This window comes from Plantactinospora sonchi, assembly GCF_036422035.1.
In the GTDB taxonomy this organism is placed as follows: Bacteria; Actinomycetota; Actinomycetes; order Mycobacteriales; family Micromonosporaceae; genus Plantactinospora; species Plantactinospora sonchi.
In genome coordinates, this window is the sequence record NZ_JAZGQK010000008.1 from 1 (window position 1) to 18,921 (window position 18,921).

The 18,921-nt window shown below is 71.1% G+C and carries 13 protein-coding genes and 1 riboswitch; of the genes, 4 read left to right on the forward strand and 9 right to left on the reverse strand.

The features are described from left to right. Positions 1–257: 257 nt before the first annotated feature. The gene (locus V1633_RS11340) at positions 258–884 is read right to left on the reverse strand and encodes a DUF642 domain-containing protein (RefSeq protein ID WP_331214212.1); all 627 of its coding nucleotides are present in this window, start codon (positions 882–884) and stop codon (positions 258–260) included. 201 nt (positions 885–1,085) lie between these two features. Beyond that, positions 1,086–1,961 (reverse strand): winged helix-turn-helix transcriptional regulator, encoded by an 876-nt coding sequence (locus V1633_RS11345; RefSeq protein ID WP_331214213.1) that lies wholly within the window; start codon positions 1,959–1,961, stop codon positions 1,086–1,088. 89 nt (positions 1,962–2,050) lie between these two features. Here V1633_RS11345 and V1633_RS11350 point away from each other — a divergent pair, with 89 nt between their 5' ends. The 3 genes from V1633_RS11350 (at position 2,051) to V1633_RS11360 (ending at position 4,720) form a co-directional block, all read left to right on the forward strand. Then, on the forward strand, positions 2,051–3,328 hold the full coding sequence (locus V1633_RS11350; RefSeq protein ID WP_331214214.1) for an MFS transporter: 1,278 nt from the start codon (positions 2,051–2,053) through the stop codon (positions 3,326–3,328). Positions 3,329–3,396: 68 nt separating this feature from the next. Further along, the gene (locus tag V1633_RS11355; RefSeq protein WP_331214215.1) at positions 3,397–4,185 is read left to right on the forward strand and encodes an inositol monophosphatase family protein; all 789 of its coding nucleotides are present in this window, start codon (positions 3,397–3,399) and stop codon (positions 4,183–4,185) included. Between the two features lie 196 nt (positions 4,186–4,381). After that, the gene (locus V1633_RS11360) at positions 4,382–4,720 is read left to right on the forward strand and encodes a hypothetical protein (RefSeq protein ID WP_331214216.1); all 339 of its coding nucleotides are present in this window, start codon (positions 4,382–4,384) and stop codon (positions 4,718–4,720) included. 73 nt (positions 4,721–4,793) lie between these two features. Here the strand turns inward: V1633_RS11360 and V1633_RS11365 are convergent, their stop codons facing one another. Continuing rightward, the gene (locus V1633_RS11365) at positions 4,794–5,780 is read right to left on the reverse strand and encodes a LacI family DNA-binding transcriptional regulator (protein ID WP_331214217.1); all 987 of its coding nucleotides are present in this window, start codon (positions 5,778–5,780) and stop codon (positions 4,794–4,796) included. A 169-nt stretch (positions 5,781–5,949) separates the two neighbouring features. Further along, the gene (locus tag V1633_RS11370) at positions 5,950–6,291 is read right to left on the reverse strand and encodes a DUF952 domain-containing protein (RefSeq protein WP_331214218.1); all 342 of its coding nucleotides are present in this window, start codon (positions 6,289–6,291) and stop codon (positions 5,950–5,952) included. A 274-nt stretch (positions 6,292–6,565) separates the two neighbouring features. Between V1633_RS11370 and V1633_RS11375 the strand changes: the two genes are divergently transcribed. Continuing rightward, positions 6,566–10,255, forward strand: a complete 3,690-nt coding sequence (locus V1633_RS11375; RefSeq protein ID WP_331214219.1) for a CARDB domain-containing protein — start codon at positions 6,566–6,568, stop codon at positions 10,253–10,255. A gap of 148 nt (positions 10,256–10,403) precedes the next feature. Here V1633_RS11375 and V1633_RS11380 read toward each other — a convergent pair whose 3' ends face one another. From V1633_RS11380 to hrpA, 5 genes are all read right to left on the reverse strand, one after another. After that, entirely contained in the window at positions 10,404–11,426 is a 1,023-nt protein-coding gene (locus V1633_RS11380; RefSeq protein ID WP_331214220.1) for a class I SAM-dependent methyltransferase, read from the reverse strand. Positions 11,427–11,508: 82 nt separating this feature from the next. Next, positions 11,509–12,354, reverse strand: a complete 846-nt coding sequence (locus V1633_RS11385; protein WP_331214221.1) for an amino acid ABC transporter ATP-binding protein — start codon at positions 12,352–12,354, stop codon at positions 11,509–11,511. Continuing rightward, positions 12,341–13,135: an amino acid ABC transporter permease gene (locus tag V1633_RS11390; RefSeq protein WP_331214222.1), complete on the reverse strand. Its 795-nt coding sequence runs from the start codon at positions 13,133–13,135 to the stop codon at positions 12,341–12,343. The genes V1633_RS11385 and V1633_RS11390 overlap by 14 nt, the downstream gene beginning before the upstream one ends. Positions 13,136–13,258: 123 nt before the next feature. Next, on the reverse strand, positions 13,259–14,179 hold the full coding sequence (locus V1633_RS11395; protein WP_331214223.1) for an ABC transporter substrate-binding protein: 921 nt from the start codon (positions 14,177–14,179) through the stop codon (positions 13,259–13,261). A 294-nt stretch (positions 14,180–14,473) separates the two neighbouring features. Continuing rightward, positions 14,474–14,566, reverse strand: a riboswitch (SAM riboswitch). Between the two features lie 134 nt (positions 14,567–14,700). Then, positions 14,701–18,882 (reverse strand): ATP-dependent RNA helicase HrpA, encoded by a 4,182-nt coding sequence (hrpA, locus tag V1633_RS11400; protein WP_331214224.1) that lies wholly within the window; start codon positions 18,880–18,882, stop codon positions 14,701–14,703. Positions 18,883–18,921 lie beyond the last annotated feature (39 nt).

The window sequence follows — 18,921 nt, forward strand, 5'->3', positions numbered from 1 at the left end:
TCGGGGCCCCCCGGGGGGGGGGGGGGGGCGCCCCCGCGCGCCCCCCCCCCGGGGGGGGGGGGGCGGGGGGGGGGGGCCCCCCCCCCCCCCGGCGGCCGGGGCGCGTCTCGCGGATCTGCTGGCGGGCTCCGGCGGGCCCGGACGACGCCCGGGAGAGTTGTCGGCTCGCCCGGGCACGACACCGGTGTCCGAGCGGACCTCCGCCTTGCCGGACCGCCCGGACACCGCCTCGCCCACCGACATCCCCGAGATCCGCCCTAGGGGAGCCGGTTGGTGGTGCGGGCGCCGGCCGGGCAGAGCACTAGCAGGCAGCTCTCCACCCGTACGTCGTCGATGACGGGTCCGTGTGCGTTGGCGGTGGTGCTGGCGAACCGCAGGGTGGTGGAGGGGGAGAGGACGTTGGTGAAGTAGAAGGTCCGGCGGACGTACCCCATGTCGGACGGTGTCTGGCCGGTGGTGTCGAAACTGAAGCTGTCGACGGTGTGTCCGTTGACGGTGACCTGGCCTGTGGCGACGATGGGCCCGCTGTCGGGATTGCCGGCGAGGGCGTAGCTGACCCGGTAGGTGGTGAGCGGCCGGGTGGACAGGGTGCGGGCGACCGCACCCGGGCTGTAGCCGTTGAGGTCGAGTGACTGGTTCCCCTCGGCGTGCTGCCAGTCGCGGGTCAGGTCGACGGTGCCGCTGGTGACGCTCCACGGTCCCAGCTGATCGCCCTCGACGAAGGTGGTGAAGTCGTTGTTGATGACCGGGTTCTCGAAACCGTCGGCGAACACGACGGCGGCCGCGGCGGGGGACGCCGGCACGCCGGCCAGCAGGGTGGAGAGGGTCACCGCCAGACCCAGTCCGATTGCCGTACGACGGGTGCGTGGACGCGTCCTTGCCATGCCTGTCCTCCGACCGTGGGGTTCGCCCAGGTGATCCTGGCCGCCCACAGGATCGGAGGCCGGGCACCGAGGGCTGAGGGATCGATGTCCGTCAGCGACGCTACGGTTGTTCGGGGAACCCTGACAAGGCTGCTTGTTCTCTGACAACCTGCTCGCAATCCGACAGCAATGGAGTAGTGGAGGAGCTTGACGCCGTGCCGCCTACCGGCGGGGGAGCAGGGTGAGCATCTCGTCCACCGAGCCGGCCGGGTCCGTGATCGGGAACTGGGTCGCCCGGATCACCGCGCCCGGATCGACCAGTAGCGACAGTCGCTTGAATCGGTCGACGCCGGCCGCCCGGAAGGTCGGCAGCAGCAACCCGGCCGCGAGCCTGCTGTCCTGGTCGGACAGGAGCGGATACGGCAGCCGGGCGTGCGCGGCGAAGGCGGCCAGTTCGTCGGGGCGTTGGGTGCTGACGCCCCGGATCTCGGCGCCGGCGGCGGCGAAGTCGGCGGAGCGGGACGCGTAGGTGAGGGACTCCAGGGTGCATCCCCGGGCACCCGGGATCTCCGTCCAGCCGGGCGGATAGCCCTGGGCGCCGGGTGCGAAGGCGCCGGGGAAGAAGTAGAGCACGGTCCACCGGCCGTCCGGTGCGGTGAGCGGGACCGGCGTGTTGTCGTGCCGACGCAGGACGACGTCCGGCAGCTTCCGGCCGACCAGTTCGTGCACCCGACGGCTCTCGGCCGAGCCGTCCTCCGTGGTCGCGGTCAGCGCGCCGTCGCCCATCACGTGTCGGGTGCCCCAGTCCTGCAGCGCGATGAGGGTGGGCAGCAGCCCCTCGCCCTTCGCCGTGAGTACGTAGTCGTAGCGCGGCGGCCGGGCGGAGTAGGCCCGCTTCTCCAGTACGCCGTGCTCGACGAGGCCGGCGAGGCGTTCGGTCAGCGCCCTGCGGCTGACCCCGAGTTCACGTTGCAGGCCGTCGAACCGGGTGTTTCCGCCCGCGACGTCGCGAATCACCAGGAACGTCCACCAGTCGCCGATCACCCCCAGCGCCTGGGCGATACCGCAGTCGGCGTCGCCGAGGTCAGACCGTTTCACGAGGTCAAGTATAGTGCGTTTCGTTTTGGAACTCACTGGAGTCGCGTCGCCGACGGCGGTGCGACAGGCCGACGCGTGGAGGACCTCAGGTGACGACGGACGGTGCGCGCGGCGCGAGCGTCTTCTGGCGGTGGTGGACGGCCGGTACGACCAGCGGGCTCGGCTCGGCGGTCGGCGCCGTCGCGCTGCCGCTGACCGCGTTGACGGTGCTGCACGCCTCCGCGTTCGAGATGGGCCTGATCGCCGCCGCCAGCTACGTGGCCTGGATCGTCATCGGTCTGCCCGCCGGCGCGATCGTGCAACGACTGCCGATGCGCAGAGTGCAGGTGGTCGCCGACCTGGCCCGGGCGGCGGCGGTCGTGTCGATCCCGCTGACCTGGTGGTCGGGTCACCTGACCGTGGCCCAGTTGGTGGTCACCGCGCTCGTGATCAGCGTCGCGGACGTCCTCTTCGACGTCGCCAACTCGACGTTCCTGGCCTCGATCGTCAGCCCGGACCAGCTGCAGGCCCGGAACAGTCTGACCTCCGGAACCCACGCCACCACCCAGCTCGGCGGTCCGTCCGTCGGCGGTCTGGCCGTCCAGGTGATCGGTGCGGTGCCGACCCTGCTCGTCGACGCCGCCAGTTACCTCGTCTCCGCGCTGCTGCTGCGTACCCTGCCCGAGCGTCGGTCGAAGGTGCCGGACCGGTGGCCGCCGGTCCGCGCCATGATCCGGGAGGGCTGGCGCTTTGTCGTCCGGCATCCGGTGATGGGTCCGTGCATGTGGGCCGCCACCGCGGCCAACACCGTCTGCGGCGCACAGCACGCCCTCTACGCGCTCTACCTGGTCCGTGAACTGCACCTTACGCCCGGCGTGGCCGGTGTGCTGCTGGCCGCCGACGGCGTCGGTACGCTGGTCGGCGCGACCCTGACCAACCGGATCACCAACCGGCTCGGCACCGCCCGGGCCCTGATCGTGGCGGGATTTGTCGCGGTCGTCGGGGCCGTTGTCGTGCCACTCGGCACCGGCTGGCCGGCCCTGCTCGCGTTCGCGGTCGGCAATGTGGTCTTCTCGATCGGTGTGGTGGTACTCAGCGTGGTCACCCGTACCTACCGTCAGATCGCCAGCCCACCCGAGCTGTTGCCCCGGGTGATGGCGACGGTGCGGTTCGTCTCCTGGGGGGCGATCCCGATCGGCGGGCTGCTCGCCGGAATCCTGGCCAGTGTGCTCAGCGGCCGGACCACGCTGTTGATTTTTGTCGGCGCCGCCGTCTGCATACCGCTGGTCCTGCTCGCCTCGCCGGTCAGGCGGCTACGCGACCTCACCGACCACCACGAGCCGGTCCGGTCCCCCGGGGACGACGTCGTGGTGGCTGCCCGCCTGTGAGGACGCCGGCGCCCGGCCGAGGTGGTGCCCGATCAAGGAAACGGGCCGCCCGCCGGTATCGTCCAGCCATGTCGCTCACCGATCCGGAACTGGCCGTCGCGGCGGCGCAGGCCGGTGCCCAGGTTGTCCGCGCCCGGTACGGCGCCCCGCTGGACCGCTTCGAGAAGTCCCCGGGGGACTTCGCCACCGCCGCCGACCTGGAGGCGGAACAGGTCATCCTCGACCTCCTCCGGTCCGCCCGGCCGGAGGACGCCGTGCTGGGTGAGGAGAGTGGACGTACCGGCGCGGGTGACGCCGACCGGACCTGGCTCGTCGATCCGCTCTGCGGCACGCTCAACTACGCCGCCCGGACCCCGTTGGTCGCGGTCAACGTCGCGCTCCGGGTCGGAGCCGACACCACGGCGGCGGCCAGCGCCGATCCCTTCGCCGGTGAGGTGTTCTGGACCGACGGTGACCAGGCGTACGTCCGACGGGACGGGGTGGACGAGAAGCTGACCCCGTCGGGTGGGTCCCGGCTGGTGGACCTCAACCTCGACCCGCCCTTTCCGGACGTGCGGGCGGTACGACTGCTGTCCGACAAGGGGTTCACCGAGCGGTTCCGGCCCCGGGTCCTCTCCACGACGCTCGGCGTGGCCTGGGTCGCGGCCGGCCGGCGGGCGGCCTACGTGACCGAAGGCGACCTGCGGGACAGCGTGCACTTCGCCAGCGGCATCGCGCTGTGCCGGGCCGCGGGCTGTGTGGTGACCGGCATCGAGGGGCAGCCGCTGCACACCGGCGTGGGCGGGCTGCTGGTGGCGGCGGACCGAAAGACACACGCCGCCCTGCTGGCGTTGGTCGACAACCAGTCCCGGGGCTGACGGCGCGATGGCCAGCGCCGGACGACCGGGTGCCGCGCGGTGAGTGGGAACGAACCGGCGGACGGCTTCGCCGCGAGCCGGTGCCGGTACCTCCATCTGCCGCCGCTGGAGGACGGAAGCTACTGCGTCGGCAACGTCGACGAGTGCCACGACTACACCGAGGACGGCGCGGTACGGATCCCGTGGGGTGGCACGCTTGCGGCGGAGGACGCCGCCAGGGTGCGGCGCCTGGACGTGCTCCCGTCCCGCGCGCAGCTGCGGAACCCGAGGCTGCCGGCGCTCCTGCCCGTACCTGACGGCACTGCGGCTGAACGGGCTACGGGCCGAGATCGACTGCGCCCTCTTCCAGGCCCTGCCGGAGTTGGTGGACCTCACCATCCTGAACAGCAAGAGGACCATCAATGTCGAGGCTTTGCTCGACTGCCGGAAACTCTCCCACCTCAGCGTCGTGAACTGCGGTAACCCGTTCCGTAGGGGGATCGGGGCGGGCTTCCGGAACGCGCGTTTCACCCACCTGGACATCAGGTACGCCTGACCCGACCCGGACGGCCCGCGGTCGCGTCGACACGCCCGGACCGGCACCTGGCCCGGCGCGGACCAACGGTGTGTCAGGCGCCGGCCGGCGGCGCGGTGCTCTCGCGTACGACCAGCGTGGTGCTGAGTTCGACCCGGGGCTGGAGGAGGGTCTCACCCGCCGCCAGCGCCAGCACCATCTCGGCGGCGGCGGTGCCCATCTCGGTGAGCGGTTGCCGGACCGTGGTCAGCGGCGGGGAGCACCAGCGGGTGTTGTCGATGTCGTCGAACCCGATCACGCTGAGGTCCTGCGGGATCCGCAGGCCGAGTTGCCAGGCCGCCGTGTAGACGCCGAGTGCCTGCAGATCGTTGCCGCACACCAGGGCGGTCGGCGGGTGCGGCAGGCGCAGCAGTTCGAGACCGAAGTCCCGGCCGCGTTCGAAGAAGAAGCGGCCGCTGCGGACCAGCCGTTCGTCGAGCCGCAACCCGGCGATCTCCATCGCCGCCCGGCAGCCCTCCAACCTGGCCCGGGCGGCCACGTAGTCGGGCGGCCCGCTGACCACGCCGATCCGGCGGTGGCCGAGTTCGAGCAGGTGGCGGGTGGCGGCGATGCCACCGCTCCAGTTGGTCGCGCCGACCGACGGGATGGTGTGCATCGGTTCCCCGGTGGGATCCAGTGCGACCAGCGGAATCCCGCTGGCGGCGAGTTGCGCGTGCTGCTCCGGGGTGAACCGCGAGAATGCGGCGATCACACCGACCGGGTGTCGGGCCAGCAGCTGCTCCGCCCAGGAACGGCCTGGCGCGGTCCGGCCGTTCGCCTCGATGAAGCCGACGGCGAGCTCGTGCCGGCGGGCCACCTGCTCCACCCCGCGCATGATCTGGATCGCCAGGTGGCTCTCCAGGCCGTAGAACACCACCTCGAGCGTGGCGCTGGCCGGAGTCTTGTCCGGACGCCGGTAGCCGTGCTCGCGGAGCAGCGCCTCCACCCGGCGCCGAGTCTCCAACGCCACACCCGACCGTCCGTTGAGCACTTTGGACACGGTCGGCTTCGACACCCCGGCCAACTCGGCGATGGTCGCCACGGTCGGTTCTCCCCGTCGACGTCCACGCCGTGGCCCTTCTGCGATCTGCCCCGCCACGTGCCGCAGTGTACGCAGTCGGTGACGTTCTCATCCATCGCTGTCGCTGCCTGTCTGGGTCGTCCCGGTCCGGTCGGACGAGGAGGCGCAGCTCAGCGGGCCCGGGTGCGGGTCAGGACGGCGGCAGTCTGTAACTGCCGTCGGCTCCCCGGTCCAGTGGTGTCACGGCCACCACGGCGTCGAGGTCGATCGGCCCGTAGATGTGCGGAAAGACCACCCCCGGTGCCACCTCGTCGTCGCGGACCGGTGCGGAGAGCCGGGTCGGGTCGATGCTCAACAGCAGCAGCGGGCCCGCGTCGGCGTAGAACGCCTCGGCGACCCCGAGGACCTGGTCCCGGCGGGAGGCGTGGATGAACCCCTCCTCGGCAAGGGTGCGACCGCGGGTCGAGACCCGGTAGTCGCCGGCGGCCCGGGCGGCCGTCCAGTCCGATTCCTCGGCGATGTGGAAGATCACCGTTGGACTGTACCGGCGTGGCCTGCCCACCGTGCGTGGTATTCGGCGACCAGCCTGGTCAGGGCGCCGGTCCTGGCATCGATCGGGTTGGAAGTATTGACGCCCCTGTAGCACGTCGGTAACCTCTGGACAACTCCCCGCAAGAACTAAACAACCTTCTGCTCTTTTCTCGACTGTCGCGCGCAACTTCCGCCCCGATGACCCCATCGGGGTCGACCCGCCTGCGCTCGTGGGACCACCACCCCGGGCACCGTCCGCTCCGGAAGGAACAGCGATGAGACGATCCAGACGTGGCTCGGGGGTGGCGACGGTCGTCGCGGCCGCCGTGGTCGCCACCGTCGGACTCTGGGCACCAGCCGCCACCGCGGCCGCCCGGCCGGACCTTCCGGCCGACCTACCGGTGCGGATCCTCGCCGAGGGCAACCTCGCCCAGGGACGCCCCACCCAGGCCAGCGGCCACGCCGACGTCTACGCCCCGTCCCGGGCCGTCGACGGTGACCAGGCCAGCTACTGGGAGGGCGTCAACCACGCGTTCCCCAACTGGCTGCAGGTCGACCTCGGCTCGTCGGTGAGCGTCAACCGGGTCGTACTGCGGCTGCCGACGTCCGGTTGGGGCACCCGGAGCCAGACCCTGAGCGTGCAGGGCAGCACCAACGGGTCGTCCTTCGCCGACCTGGCGGGCTCGCGGGCGTACACCTTCAACCCGGCGGTCGACGGGAACTCGGTCACGGTCACCTTCACCGCCACCGCCGCCCGCTACGTACGGGTCAACATCAGCGCCAACAGCGGATGGCCGGCGGGGCAGGTCTCCGAACTAGAGGTGTACGGCCCCAGCGGCGGTACCACCGACACCACCCCGCCCAGCGTTCCCGGCACCCTGTCCTACACCCAGTCCGGTACGACGATCCGGCTCAGCTGGGGCGCGTCCACCGACAACACCGGCGGCAGTGGCCTCGCCGGGTACCACATCTACCGCAACGGCGCGCTGCTGCAGCCGGTCGGCCCGGTGACCACGTTCGAGGACAACCCCCCGCTCTCGGCGACGGTCTCCTACCAGGTACGGGCGCGCGACGTCGCGGGCAACCTCTCCGATCCCGGCAACACCGTCACCCGTACCGGCAGCCAACCTCCGGGATGTCAGAACATCGCCCGGGGAAAGCCGATGACCGCGACCGGCTCCGCCTTCGTCTACACCCCGGACAAGGCCAACGACGGCGCGCTCGACACGTACTGGGAGGGGGCCGCCGGCTACCCCCAGAGCCTGACCGTCGCCCTCGGTGCGAACCACGCGATCACCGGCGTCAACGTCAAGCTGAACCCGGACCCGGCGTGGGGCAGTCGTACCCAGAACTTCCAGATCCTCGGCCGTGACCAGGCCTCGGGCACCTTCACCAACCTGGTGTCCGCGGCGAACTACCAGTTCGTCCAGGGCAGCAACGTGGTGACGGTCCCGGTCAACGCGACCACCGCCGCCGTGCAGCTGCGGTTCAACAGCAACACCGGCGCCCCGTCCGGGCAGGTGGCCGAGCTGGAGGTCTGCGGCACCCCGGCACCCAACCCGGACCTGGTCGTCAGCACGGCGACCTGGACGCCCACGGCGCCGACCGAGACCACGCCGATCACGCTCTCGGCCACGGTACGCAACACCGGGTCCGCGGCGGCCGCCGCGACCACCGTCAACTTCAGCCTGGGCGGCGCGGTCGTCGGCAGCGCGCCGGTCGCCGCGCTGGCCGCCGGAGCCTCGGCCACCGTCACCCACCTGGTCGGCACCCGGCCACAGGGCAGCTACCCCGTCGCGGTGGTGGTCGACCCGACCGACACGATCATCGAGCAGGACAACGGCAACAACAGCTTCACCGCGACCTCACCCCTGGTCGTCGCCCAGGCACCCGGGCCCGACCTGCAGGTCCTCGGCATCACCGTCAACCCGTCGAACCCGGCCGTCGGCGCGGCGGTCACCTTCACGGTGGCGGTGAACAACCGGGGCACCGCCGCGAGCGGCGCGACCACGGTCACCCGGCTCGTGGTGGGTAACACCACGCTCAACACCAACACCCCGTCGATCCCCGCCGGCTCCACCGCCAACGTGCCCGTCAGCGGTGCCTGGACGGCGACCAGCGGCGGTGCCACCATCACCGCCACCGCCGACGCGACCAACGCCGTCGCCGAGACCAACGAGGGCAACAACGTCGGTACCCGGTCCATCGTGGTCGGTCGCGGCGCGGCGGTGCCGTGGGTGTCGTACGAGGCGGAGGACGGCCGTTACCAGGGCACGCTGCTGGAGACCGACCCGCTGCGGACCTTCGGGCACACCAACTTCGCCACCGAGTCCTCCGGCCGCAGATCGGTACGGCTCACCGGCACCGGCCAGTTCGTCGAGGTCACCTCGACCAGCCCGGCCAACGCCATCGTGGTCCGCAACTCGATCCCGGACGCACCGGGCGGCGGCGGTACCGAGGCCACCATCAGCCTCTACGTCAACGACACCTTCGTCCGGAAGCTGACGCTCTCCTCCCGGCACAGCTGGCTCTACGGCACCACGGACGACCCGGAGGGGCTGACCAACACGCCCCAGGGCGACGCCCGGCGGCTCTTCGACGAGTCCCAGGCCCTGCTGTCCCAGTCGTACCCGGCCGGCACCCGGTTCCGGCTGCAACGGGACGCGTCCGACACGGCGGCCTTCCACGTCATCGACCTGATCGACCTGGAGCAGGTGGCACCGGCGGCGAGCCAGCCGGCCGGCTGCACCTCGATCACCGCGTACGGCGCGGTGCCGGGTGACGGGATCGACGACACCGCGGCCATCCAGCGGGCGGTGACCGACGACCAGAACGGGGTGATCGGCTGCGTGTGGATCCCGGCCGGGCAGTGGCGGCAGGAGCAGAAGATCCTGACCGACGACCCGCTGAACCGGGGACAGCACAACCAGGTCGGCATCCGTAACGTCACCATCCGCGGCGCCGGGATGTGGCACTCCCAGCTCTACACCCTGACCGAGCCGCACCTGGTGGTCGGTGGCATCAACCACCCGCACGAGGGCAACTTCGGTTTCGACATCGACGACAACACCCAGATCTCCGACATCGCGATCTTCGGTTCGGGGCGGATCCGGGGCGGACCGGGTGGTGCCGAGGGCGGCGTCGGACTGAACGGGCGGTTCGGCCGCAACACCAGGATCAGCAACGTCTGGATCGAGCACGCCAACGTCGGGGCCTGGGTCGGCCGCGACTACAGCAACATTCCGGAGCTGTGGGGCCCCGGCGACGGCCTGGAGTTCACCGGCATGCGGATCCGCAACACGTACGCCGACGGCGTCAACTTCACCAACGGCACCCGGAACTCGCGGGTCTTCAACTCGTCGTTCCGGACCACCGGCGACGACTCCCTGGCGGTCTGGGCCAACCAGTACGTCAAGGACCAGTCCGTCGACATCGCCCACGACAACCACTTCGTCAACAACACCATCCAGTTGCCGTGGCGGGCGAACGGCATCGCGATCTACGGCGGCTACGGCAACCGGATCGAGAACAACCTCATCTACGACACGATGAACTACCCGGGCATCATGTTGGCGACCGACCACGATCCACTGCCCTTCTCCGGGCAGACGCTGATCGCCAACAACGCCCTCTACCGCACCGGCGGAGCCTTCTGGAACGAGGATCAGGAGTTCGGCGCGATCACGCTGTTCGCGGCGACCCGGGACATCGTCGGGGTCACCATCCGGGACACCGAGATCCACGACTCGACGTACGACGGCATCCAGTTCAAGACGGGTGGCGGCAACATGCCGGGGGTGGTGATCAGCAACGTCCGGATCGACCGCTCCAACAACGGTGCCGGCATCCTCGCGATGAGCGGTGCCCGCGGCAGCGCGACCCTGACGAACGTGACCATCACCAACTCGGCCACCGGCAACATCGTGGTCCAACCCGGGTCGAGTTTCGTGATCAACGGCGGTTGACCCCGCCTCCGGTCGGTCGACCGGCCGGGTGACGTGCTCCCGACGCACCGCGCGTCGGGAGCACGTTCCCGTGCGTCGACACGTCCGCCCGCAGCCGGCTCCGGCCGCCGGCGCGGTACGGCCGGGCGACGGGCTGGGCGTCCGGCGGTCAGTCCTCGGACCGCCGGCGCAGGAAGTCGTGTTTGAGTCGCTCGCGGTGCTCCCGGTCACGCTGCCGCCAGGCGGACATGTCCGCCTCCGAACGCCGGTGCACCTCCCGCTCGGGATCCCAGTCGAGTCCGAGACGACGGGCCTCCCGGTAGACCATCTCCGCCGGCACCCGCAGCCGACGCAGCCGGGCGAGTACCTCGACCGTGTCCAGGTCGGCCAGCGCGACGGTCACGGAGTCGTTCGGGTCGTACCGGATCACCGCCCGCCAGTCCGCCGGCGGCGTACCCTCGAACCGGAGCGCGACCGCCGGTCGGGGTGGCGTGGCGGACGCGAGGAAGACCAGGTTCGGGTCGTCGTAGTCCATCGGGTCGACCGCGAAGCCGACGTCCGCGAGCGCGTGCACCAGCCAGGCGTAGGAGCGGAACCGCCGCTCGTTGTGCGACACCCGTTCCGTCCCGTCCGGAAAACGGTAGTGGGTCTGGTAGCGCACCCGGTCGCCCTCCGCGTGGACGTCCTGGAACCACGCCTCAACCCCGTCGGCGAGGAGCCGGCGGGTGGTCCGCGGAGTCCAGGCCAGCCAGCACCGGGTGATCGGGTTGCGGCTGTCGAACGACAGCGTGCCCCCGGGCCGGAGCGCGCGTCGGAGGGCGGTGAAGGTGGCGAGCAGGTCCCGGTCGTCGGTGATCACCTCGACGACCTGCCCGGCCAGCACCGCCAGGTCGTACTCGGCGACGCCGAGACACGAGGCGTCCCCCTCCGTCCAGCGCACCAGGCTGGCACCGGGACGGTGCCGGGCGTGCTCGAGCATCGCCGGGGACGGGTCCACGGCGGTCACCTGGTGGCCCCGGAGCGCCAACTCGACCGCGAGTCGACCGGTGCCGCAGCCCAGGTCCACGATGGACCTCGCGGGCAGTTGGGCGGCGAGGTCGACCAGGAACGGGATGTCGGCCCGGACCGGATCCCAACTGTCGTGGAGGGCCACCAGCCGGGGATCGGCGAACTCCTCGGACACCCCGCTCATCGGCCCAGTCTACGTACCCGGGACGGCCGGCCGGGGTCGCCGGAACCGGTGCGACGCCCGCCCGCGTACCGGAGACGGTGTCCTACAGCACCTGGGAGAGGAACCCCTGGAGCCGGGGACTGCGCGGCGTCTCGAAGAGTTCGGCCGGCGGGCCGGCCTCGACCACCCGGCCACGGTCCATGAAGACGACCTGGTCGGCGACCTGTCGGGCGAACCCCATCTCGTGCGTGACGACCACCATCGTCATGCCCTGACCGGCCAGGTCCGCCATCAGCGACAGCACCCCCTTGACCAGTTCGGGGTCGAGCGCCGAGGTCGCCTCGTCGAAGAGCATCACCCGGGGCGACATGGCCAGGGCCCGGGCGATCGCCACCCGCTGCTGCTGACCGCCGGAGAGCCGCCCCGGACGTACGTCCGCCTTGTGACGCAGGCCGACCAGGTCGAGCTGGCGCAGCGCCACCTCGTCCGCCTCGTCCCGGGACAGCCCTCTGAGCTGCCGGAGGGCGAGGGTCACGTTGCGCAGCACGGTCATGTGCGGAAAGAGGTTGAACTGCTGGAACACCATCCCGATCTGCTGGCGCAGCTCATCGGGGTCACGGGTCAGCACGCTCTCGCCGTCCAGCAGGACGTCGCCGCGGTCGGGCTCCAGCAGCCGGTTGATCGTCCGGAGCAGGGTGGACTTCCCGGAGCCGGACGGCCCGATCACACAGGCGGTGTCGCCGCGCGCGACGTCCAGGTCGACACCGTGCAGCACCTTGTTGCGTCCGAAGGCCAGGTGCACGTCCCGGGTGGCGACACTCACCGACTCGAAGGCCCGACCGGCCGGTGGTGTCGCCGGGGCGGACGGCACCCCGGTCGCGGTGGTCAGTGTCATCGCGCCGATGTCCGCACCGGAACGATCGTCGCCGTGTCGGTCACCTCCGGACATCGGACGCTCCCTCCGTCGAAGTGGGTAGTGGGGTCTCGCCGGCCAGTGCCAGCGGATCCTCGGGATCCGGTCCACCGGCCCGGCCGTCCCGCAGCCGCCGGTCGACCCAGTTGACCAGGTGGGTGAGCGGCACCGTGATGGCCAGGTAGCACAGGCCGGCGAGCAGCAGCGCCGACTCGTTGCCGGTGTTCGCGGCGTAGTCCTGGCCGATCCGGAACAGATCCCGCTGACTGGCCACCAGGCCGAGGAAGTAGACCAGGCTGGAGTCCTTGATCAGGGCGATCAGCTGGTTGACCCAGGCCGGCAGGACCCGACGCACACCCTGCGGGATGATCACCAGGCGCATCGCGGCGGCGTGCGAGAGACCCAGGGCGCGGGTCGCCTCCAGCTGGCTGGCCTCCACGCTCTGGATGCCGGACCGGAAGATCTCCCCGATGTACGCCGCCGCGATCAGCGACAGCGCCAGGATGCCGAGCGGGTACGGGTTGGGCCCCCACCAGGCGAGCCCGAGGGGTGCCAACCCGACCCCGATCAACAGGATGGTGACGGCGGCCGGCAGTCCCCGGAACACGTCCGTGTAGATCCGCGCCGGCCAGCGCAGCCAACGGGACCGGGCCAGGCCCGCCACGGCCAGCAGCATGCCGAACAGGGTCCCCAGGATGGCCGAGACCAGTGCCAGCAGGAGGGTGTTGCGCAGCCCGACCGTGAGCATCTCGGGCAGTGCCTCGCGCATCGACTCAAGGTCGAAGAACGTCTCCCACAACGTCCTCAGGGTCTCCATCGCCTCACCTGTCTCTGGTCCGTCATCGGCTCTCCGTCACACGTCCGTCCGCCCCGCCGGCGGCCCGGTCTCCGCCACCGGACCGCCGTCCGGTGCGCGTCGGGGCCACCGGCGGGGTGGCGGTCAGGCTGCCGGCGTACCGGTCGGGCTGGCGGACGCGCCCTGGCCCGCCGGGGCGGTCGGCGTCGCGCCGGATCCCGCCTTCACCGGCGGGTACGTCACGGTGCCGCTGCCCGGCTTGAAAGTCTCCGGCACCGGCCGTCCCGGGTAGTACTGCTCCTGGAGCCGGGTCCAGGTGCCGTCCTGGATCACCTGGTCGAGTGCCTTGTTCAGCGCCTCCCGCAGCGGATCGTTCCCCTTGGCCACGGCGAACGCCGTCGGCGCCGAGCTGAGCTGCTTCTCGGCCAGCACGATCTTTCCGCCACTGTCCTGAGCGGACTTCTCGCCGATCTCGGCGGGCGAGATCCACGCGTCGGCGGTCTTCGCCTTGAGCTGGTTGATCGCGCCGTTGTAGTCCGGCACCCGGACCGGGTCGAGCCCCTCCTTGGTGGCGTAGTCGTCCTGGACGGTGCCCTGGACCACGACCACCCGCTTGCCCTTGAGCTGGGTGAAACTGGTGATCGGCGAGCCGGCCGGCACGTCGAGTCCGAAGTAGCCGAAGTCGTACCCGTTGGTGAAGTCGACCGTCTTCTTCCGTGCCTCGGTGATGGTGATGGACGAACTGCCGACGTCGTACTTGTGGTTGTTGACCTGGGCGAGCAGCGCGGAGAACTCGGTGCCCACGAACTCGACCTTCAGGCCCAGCTTCTCCGCCACGGCGGTCATCAGGTCGTTGTCGAAGCCGGTGAACTTCCCGTCCTTGAGGAAGACGTTCGGCGGGGCGTCGGTCAGCGTGCCGACCCGCAGGGTGCCCGGCTGGAGCAGGTCGTAGGGGTTGTCGGCGGCGTCTGCGGACGACGATCCGCCGCAGGCCGCGACGGCACCCAGCAGGGCGACGGCGGCGACACCGGAGAACAGGCGGGTGAGCAGAGGACTGTTGCGCATGTGCGGAAACTCCATGAAATGTCCGGCGGGACGCGTGCGGCCGCGACCCGTGGCACAACAGCCACAGGCGGCGACACGGCCCGGCTCAGAGGGGTGGGAAAGACGGTCGGAGATCCGCCGACCGGCGGTCGTGGTCGGTCAGGGCCATGACGGCGACGCCGTGGCGGACCGGATCAGTCGCGGTCGCGACAGAGCATGGTGCTGGTCCGGCAGAGGTCGACGTGTCGACGCCACCGGTGCCAGGTGACGTGCAGCCGGCTCGTCCGCTCGGGGTGGGTGGCACGCACTTCGGTTCCTCCATCGGTCCTGGCGGTAGCACCCGCACCCACCGGTGGGGGGTTGCTGCGACGTCGTCGAGCCAGGTCTCTCAGTCGCTCTGGATGGTCGCCGGTCAGCGTACTCAACCGCCCCCCGGACATTCCACCTGATCGGGGCAGCTGTGGCGCTCGTGACACGGCAGAAGTGTGAGGAAGGGCCCCTTCCTCTACCAAAAGCGATAAGAAGGGGCCCTTCCTCACCGGTCAGCGGCCCTCCACCAGATCCATCGCCCGGTAGATCCGCTGCTCGGAGATCGGGTACGGCGTACCGAGCGCCTGGGCGAAGACGTTGACCCGCAGTTCCTCGATCATCCAGCGGATCTCCCGGACCGCCTCCTCGCCCTGGCGTGCCGGGGGAAGGGCGGCCAACATCTCCTGGTACTCCTTCTGGACCTGGGCTATCCGGGCCTGCTGCTCCCGGTCCCGCCCCGGATTCTGTGGCAGCCGGTCGAGGCGTCGCTCGATCGCGGTCAGGTAGCGGGGCAGGTCGCCGAGGCGGGCGTAGCCGGTCTGGGTGACGAAGCCCCGGTGCACCAGGCCGGAGAGCTGGGCCCGGATGTCGGCGAGCGCGGACACCAGGGCCAGGCTGTTGGTCCGGCCCAGCCGCTGCTCGACCGTGTACGCGGCGGCCAGCACCCGGCGTACCCGGTCGACCACCGCGAAGGTGGTGTCGATCAGGTCCGCCCGGACCCGGTCACGGAGTGCGGCGAAGCCCTCGGCGTCCCAGGCCGGCCCGCCGGCGTCGGCGACCAGCTTGTCGACCGCCGCGTCGGCCGCGTCGTCGAGCAGGTCCTGCACGTTGCGGTGCGGGTTGCGGCTGAGCGCCAGCTTGGCCTCGTTGCTCAGCCGTCCCTGCAGGAACTTCGCCGGGGAGCCGAGGCTGAGCCGGAGCAGCCGCCGGGTGCCGGCCCACATCTGGCGCTGCTGCTCGCCCTCGGTCTCGAAGACCCGTACCGCGACGGTCTCGCCCTCGTCCGCCAGCGCCGGAAACGCCGTCACCAGGTAGCCGCCCCGGACCTGCTCTATCGAGCGGGGCAGGGTGCCGATGCTCCACTCCCGCAGTCCGGTCCGCTCCACGTCGGGCGCGGCGGCCGCGACCATCTGCCGTACCTGGGTGGTCAGCTGCCGTTGCAGCGCCGGCAGGCTCTTGCCCTCGGCGACCGTCCGCTGCCCGTCGTCGTCGACCACCCGGAAGGTGGGGCGCAGGTGTGCCGGCAGCTTCTCCAGGTCCCACGCCTCCCGGGGCACGGTCACCCCGGTCAGCCGACGCAGCTGGTGGGTCACCGCGTCGAGCAGTGGCTCCCGCCCCGGTGTGATCGCGGCCAGCACCGCCCGCGCGTAGTCCGGCGCCGGGACAAAGTTCCGGCGTACGGCCTTCGGCAGCGACCGGATCAGCGCGATCACCAGTTCCTCGCGCAACCCCGGCACCTGCCAGTCGAAACTCTCCGCGTCGACCCGGTTCAGCACCGGCAGCGGGATGTCGACGGTCACCCCGTCCGTGGTCGTCCCCGGCTCGAACCGGTACGTCAACGGCAGTGCCACGCCTTCGGAGTGCCACTCGTCCGGGTAGTCCGCGGGGTCGACTCCGCCCCTGCCCTCGTTGACCAGCATCTCGCGGTCGAAGGTGAGCAGGTCGGGCTGGTCCCGACGGGTCCGTTTCCACCAGGCGTCGAAGTGCCGGCCGGAGACCACCTCGGCGGGGATCCGGGCGTCGTAGAAGGCGTAGACGGTCTCGTCGTCGACCATGATGTCCCGGCGGCGGGCCCGGTGCTCCAACTCCTCGATCTCGTCGAGCAGTTTCCGGTTGTCGGAGAAGAACCGGTGGTGGGTCTGCCAGTCGCCCTCGACCAGCGCGTGCCGGATGAAGAGGTCACGGCTCAACGCCGGGTCGATCCGCCCGAAGTTGACCTTACGGCCGCTGACCAGCGGGATGCCGTACAGGGTCACCTTCTCGTACGCCAGCACGGCGGCCTGCTTCTTCTCCCAGTGCGGCTCGCTGTAGCTGCGTTTGACCAGGTGCGGGGCGAGCGCCTCGACCCACTCCGGCTCGACCCGGGCGGCGACCCGGCCCCAGAGCCGGGAGGTCTCGACCAGTTCGGCGGCCATCACCCAGCGCGGCGGCTTCCTGAACAGTGCCGAGCCGGGGAAGAGCGCGAACCGGGCTCCCCGGGCGCCGAGGTAGTCGTTCTTCTGGGTGTCCCGCAGCCCGACGTGGGAGAGCAGCCCGGCCAGCAGGGACTGGTGGATCCGCTCGGTGTCGATCTCATCGGTCGGGGTCGGCTCGTCGTCGGTCCGGCGCGGTTCGGCGGTCCCGTCCGCGCCGTCGGCACCACCGTCGCGCCGGTCGGTGCCGCGTCCGGTCACCTCAGCGGCCCGGCCCGCCGCCACCCGCCCGGGTACGTCGACCCGCCGTTCGGCGCGCTCGCCCCGGCGCCGGTCGGGGCGGCCCGTCGAACCGTCCGACATCGTCCGCAGCACCTGGCGGAGCTGGCTGTAGATGTCCTGCCACTCCCGGACCCGCAGGTAGTTGAGGTACTCCGCCTTGCACATCCGCCGGAACGCGCTAGACGACAGCGCCCGCTGCTGCTCCTGCAGATAGCGCCAGAGGTTGAGCAGTGCCGCGAAGTCCGACTCCTTGTCGACGAAGCGGGCGTGCGCCTGGTCGGCCTGGGCCTGCTTCTCCGCGGGCCGTTCCCGGGGATCCTGGATGGAGAGCGCGCCGGCGATCACCGCCACGTGGTCCGCGCAGCCGTTACGCTCGCCCTCCAGCACCATCCGGGCCAGTCGTGGGTCGACCGGCAGCTGGGCCAGCCGCCGCCCCAGCGGGGTCAGCCGGCGGTCCGGGTCGGCCGCGGTCGTCGCCTCCAGGGCGCCCAACTCCTGGAGCAGGTTGACGCCGTCGGCGATGTTGCGTCGGTCCGGCGGGTCGATGAACGGGAAGGCGGCGATGTCGCCCAGGCCGATCGCGGTCATCTGCAGGATGACCGAGGCGAGATTGGTCCGCAGGATCTCCGGGTCGGTGAACTCGGGTCGGCCGAGGAAGTCGTTCTCGTCGTAGAGCCGGACGCAGATGCCGGCCGAGGTACGCCCGCACCGACCCTTGCGCTGGTTCGCCGACGCCTGGGAGACCGGTTCGATCGGCAGCCGCTGCACCTTCAGCCGGTGACTGTACCGGGAGATCCGGGCGGTGCCGGGGTCGATGACGTACTTGATCCCGGGGACGGTGAGGGAGGTCTCGGCGACGTTGGTGGCCAGCACCACCCGACGGTTCCGGTGCGGCTGGAACACCCGGTGCTGTTCGGCGGTGGAGAGCCGGGCGTAGAGCGGGAGGATCTCGGTGTCCCGCAGCGCGGGGCGGTTCTGCACCAGTCGGTTGAGCGCGTCGGCGGTGTCCCGGATCTCCCGCTCGCCGCTGAGGAAGACCAGGATGTCACCGGGCCCCTCGGCGGCGAGTTCCTGCACCGCGTCGCCGATCGCCTGGATCTGATCGCGGACGTTCTCCCCGTCCTCGTCGCCGTCGTCGTCGGCCTCGGTCACCTCGATCAGCGGCCGGTACCGCACCTCCACCGGGTACGTCCGGCCGGAGACCTCCAGCACCGGTGCCGGCCGGGGTTCGCCGTCGGTGCTGTCGGCCGGCCGGGCGAAGTGCCGGGCGAAACGTTCCGGGTCGATGGTCGCCGAGGTGATGATCACCTTCAGGTCCGGGCGGCGGGGGAGGAGCTGTTTCAGGTACCCGAGGATGAAGTCGATGTTGAGGCTCCGCTCGTGGGCCTCGTCGATGATCAGCGTGTCGTACTGGCGGAGCATCCGGTCGTGCTGGAGCTCGGCGAGCAGGATGCCGTCGGTCATCAGCTTGACCAGCGTCCCGTCGCCGACCTGGTCGGTGAAGCGGACCTTGTAACCGACCACTCCGCCCAGCTCGGTGCCGAGTTCCTCGGCGATCCGGTCGGCGACGGTCCGGGCCGCCAGCCGTCGGGGCTGGGTGTGCCCGATCAGCCCTCGGACACCCCGACCCAGTTCGAGACAGATTTTGGGCAGCTGGGTGGTCTTTCCCGAACCGGTCTCGCCGGCCACGATCACCACCTGGTGGTCCCGGATCGCGGCGAGCAGGTCGTCCTTCTTCTCGCTCACCGGCAGACCGGCCGGGTACGTGATCACCGGGACCGCCGCCAGCCGGTGGGCCAGCCGTTCCTCGGCGCGGGTGATCTCGGCCGCGATCTCGGTGAGCCCCACCTGGCGCCGCTGCGGGTCGCGGACCTTGGCCAGGCCGTCGATCCGGCGTTGGATCCGGCGCTGGTCACGGAAGATCAGCTCCGGCAGCCGGGCCCGCAGGGCGGCGAGGTCGGCGCTGGCGGGTACGGCGGGGGCGGATGATGGAGTCTGCATGTCGCCGCCAAGAATAGGCAGGCCGGGGCCGGGACCGCC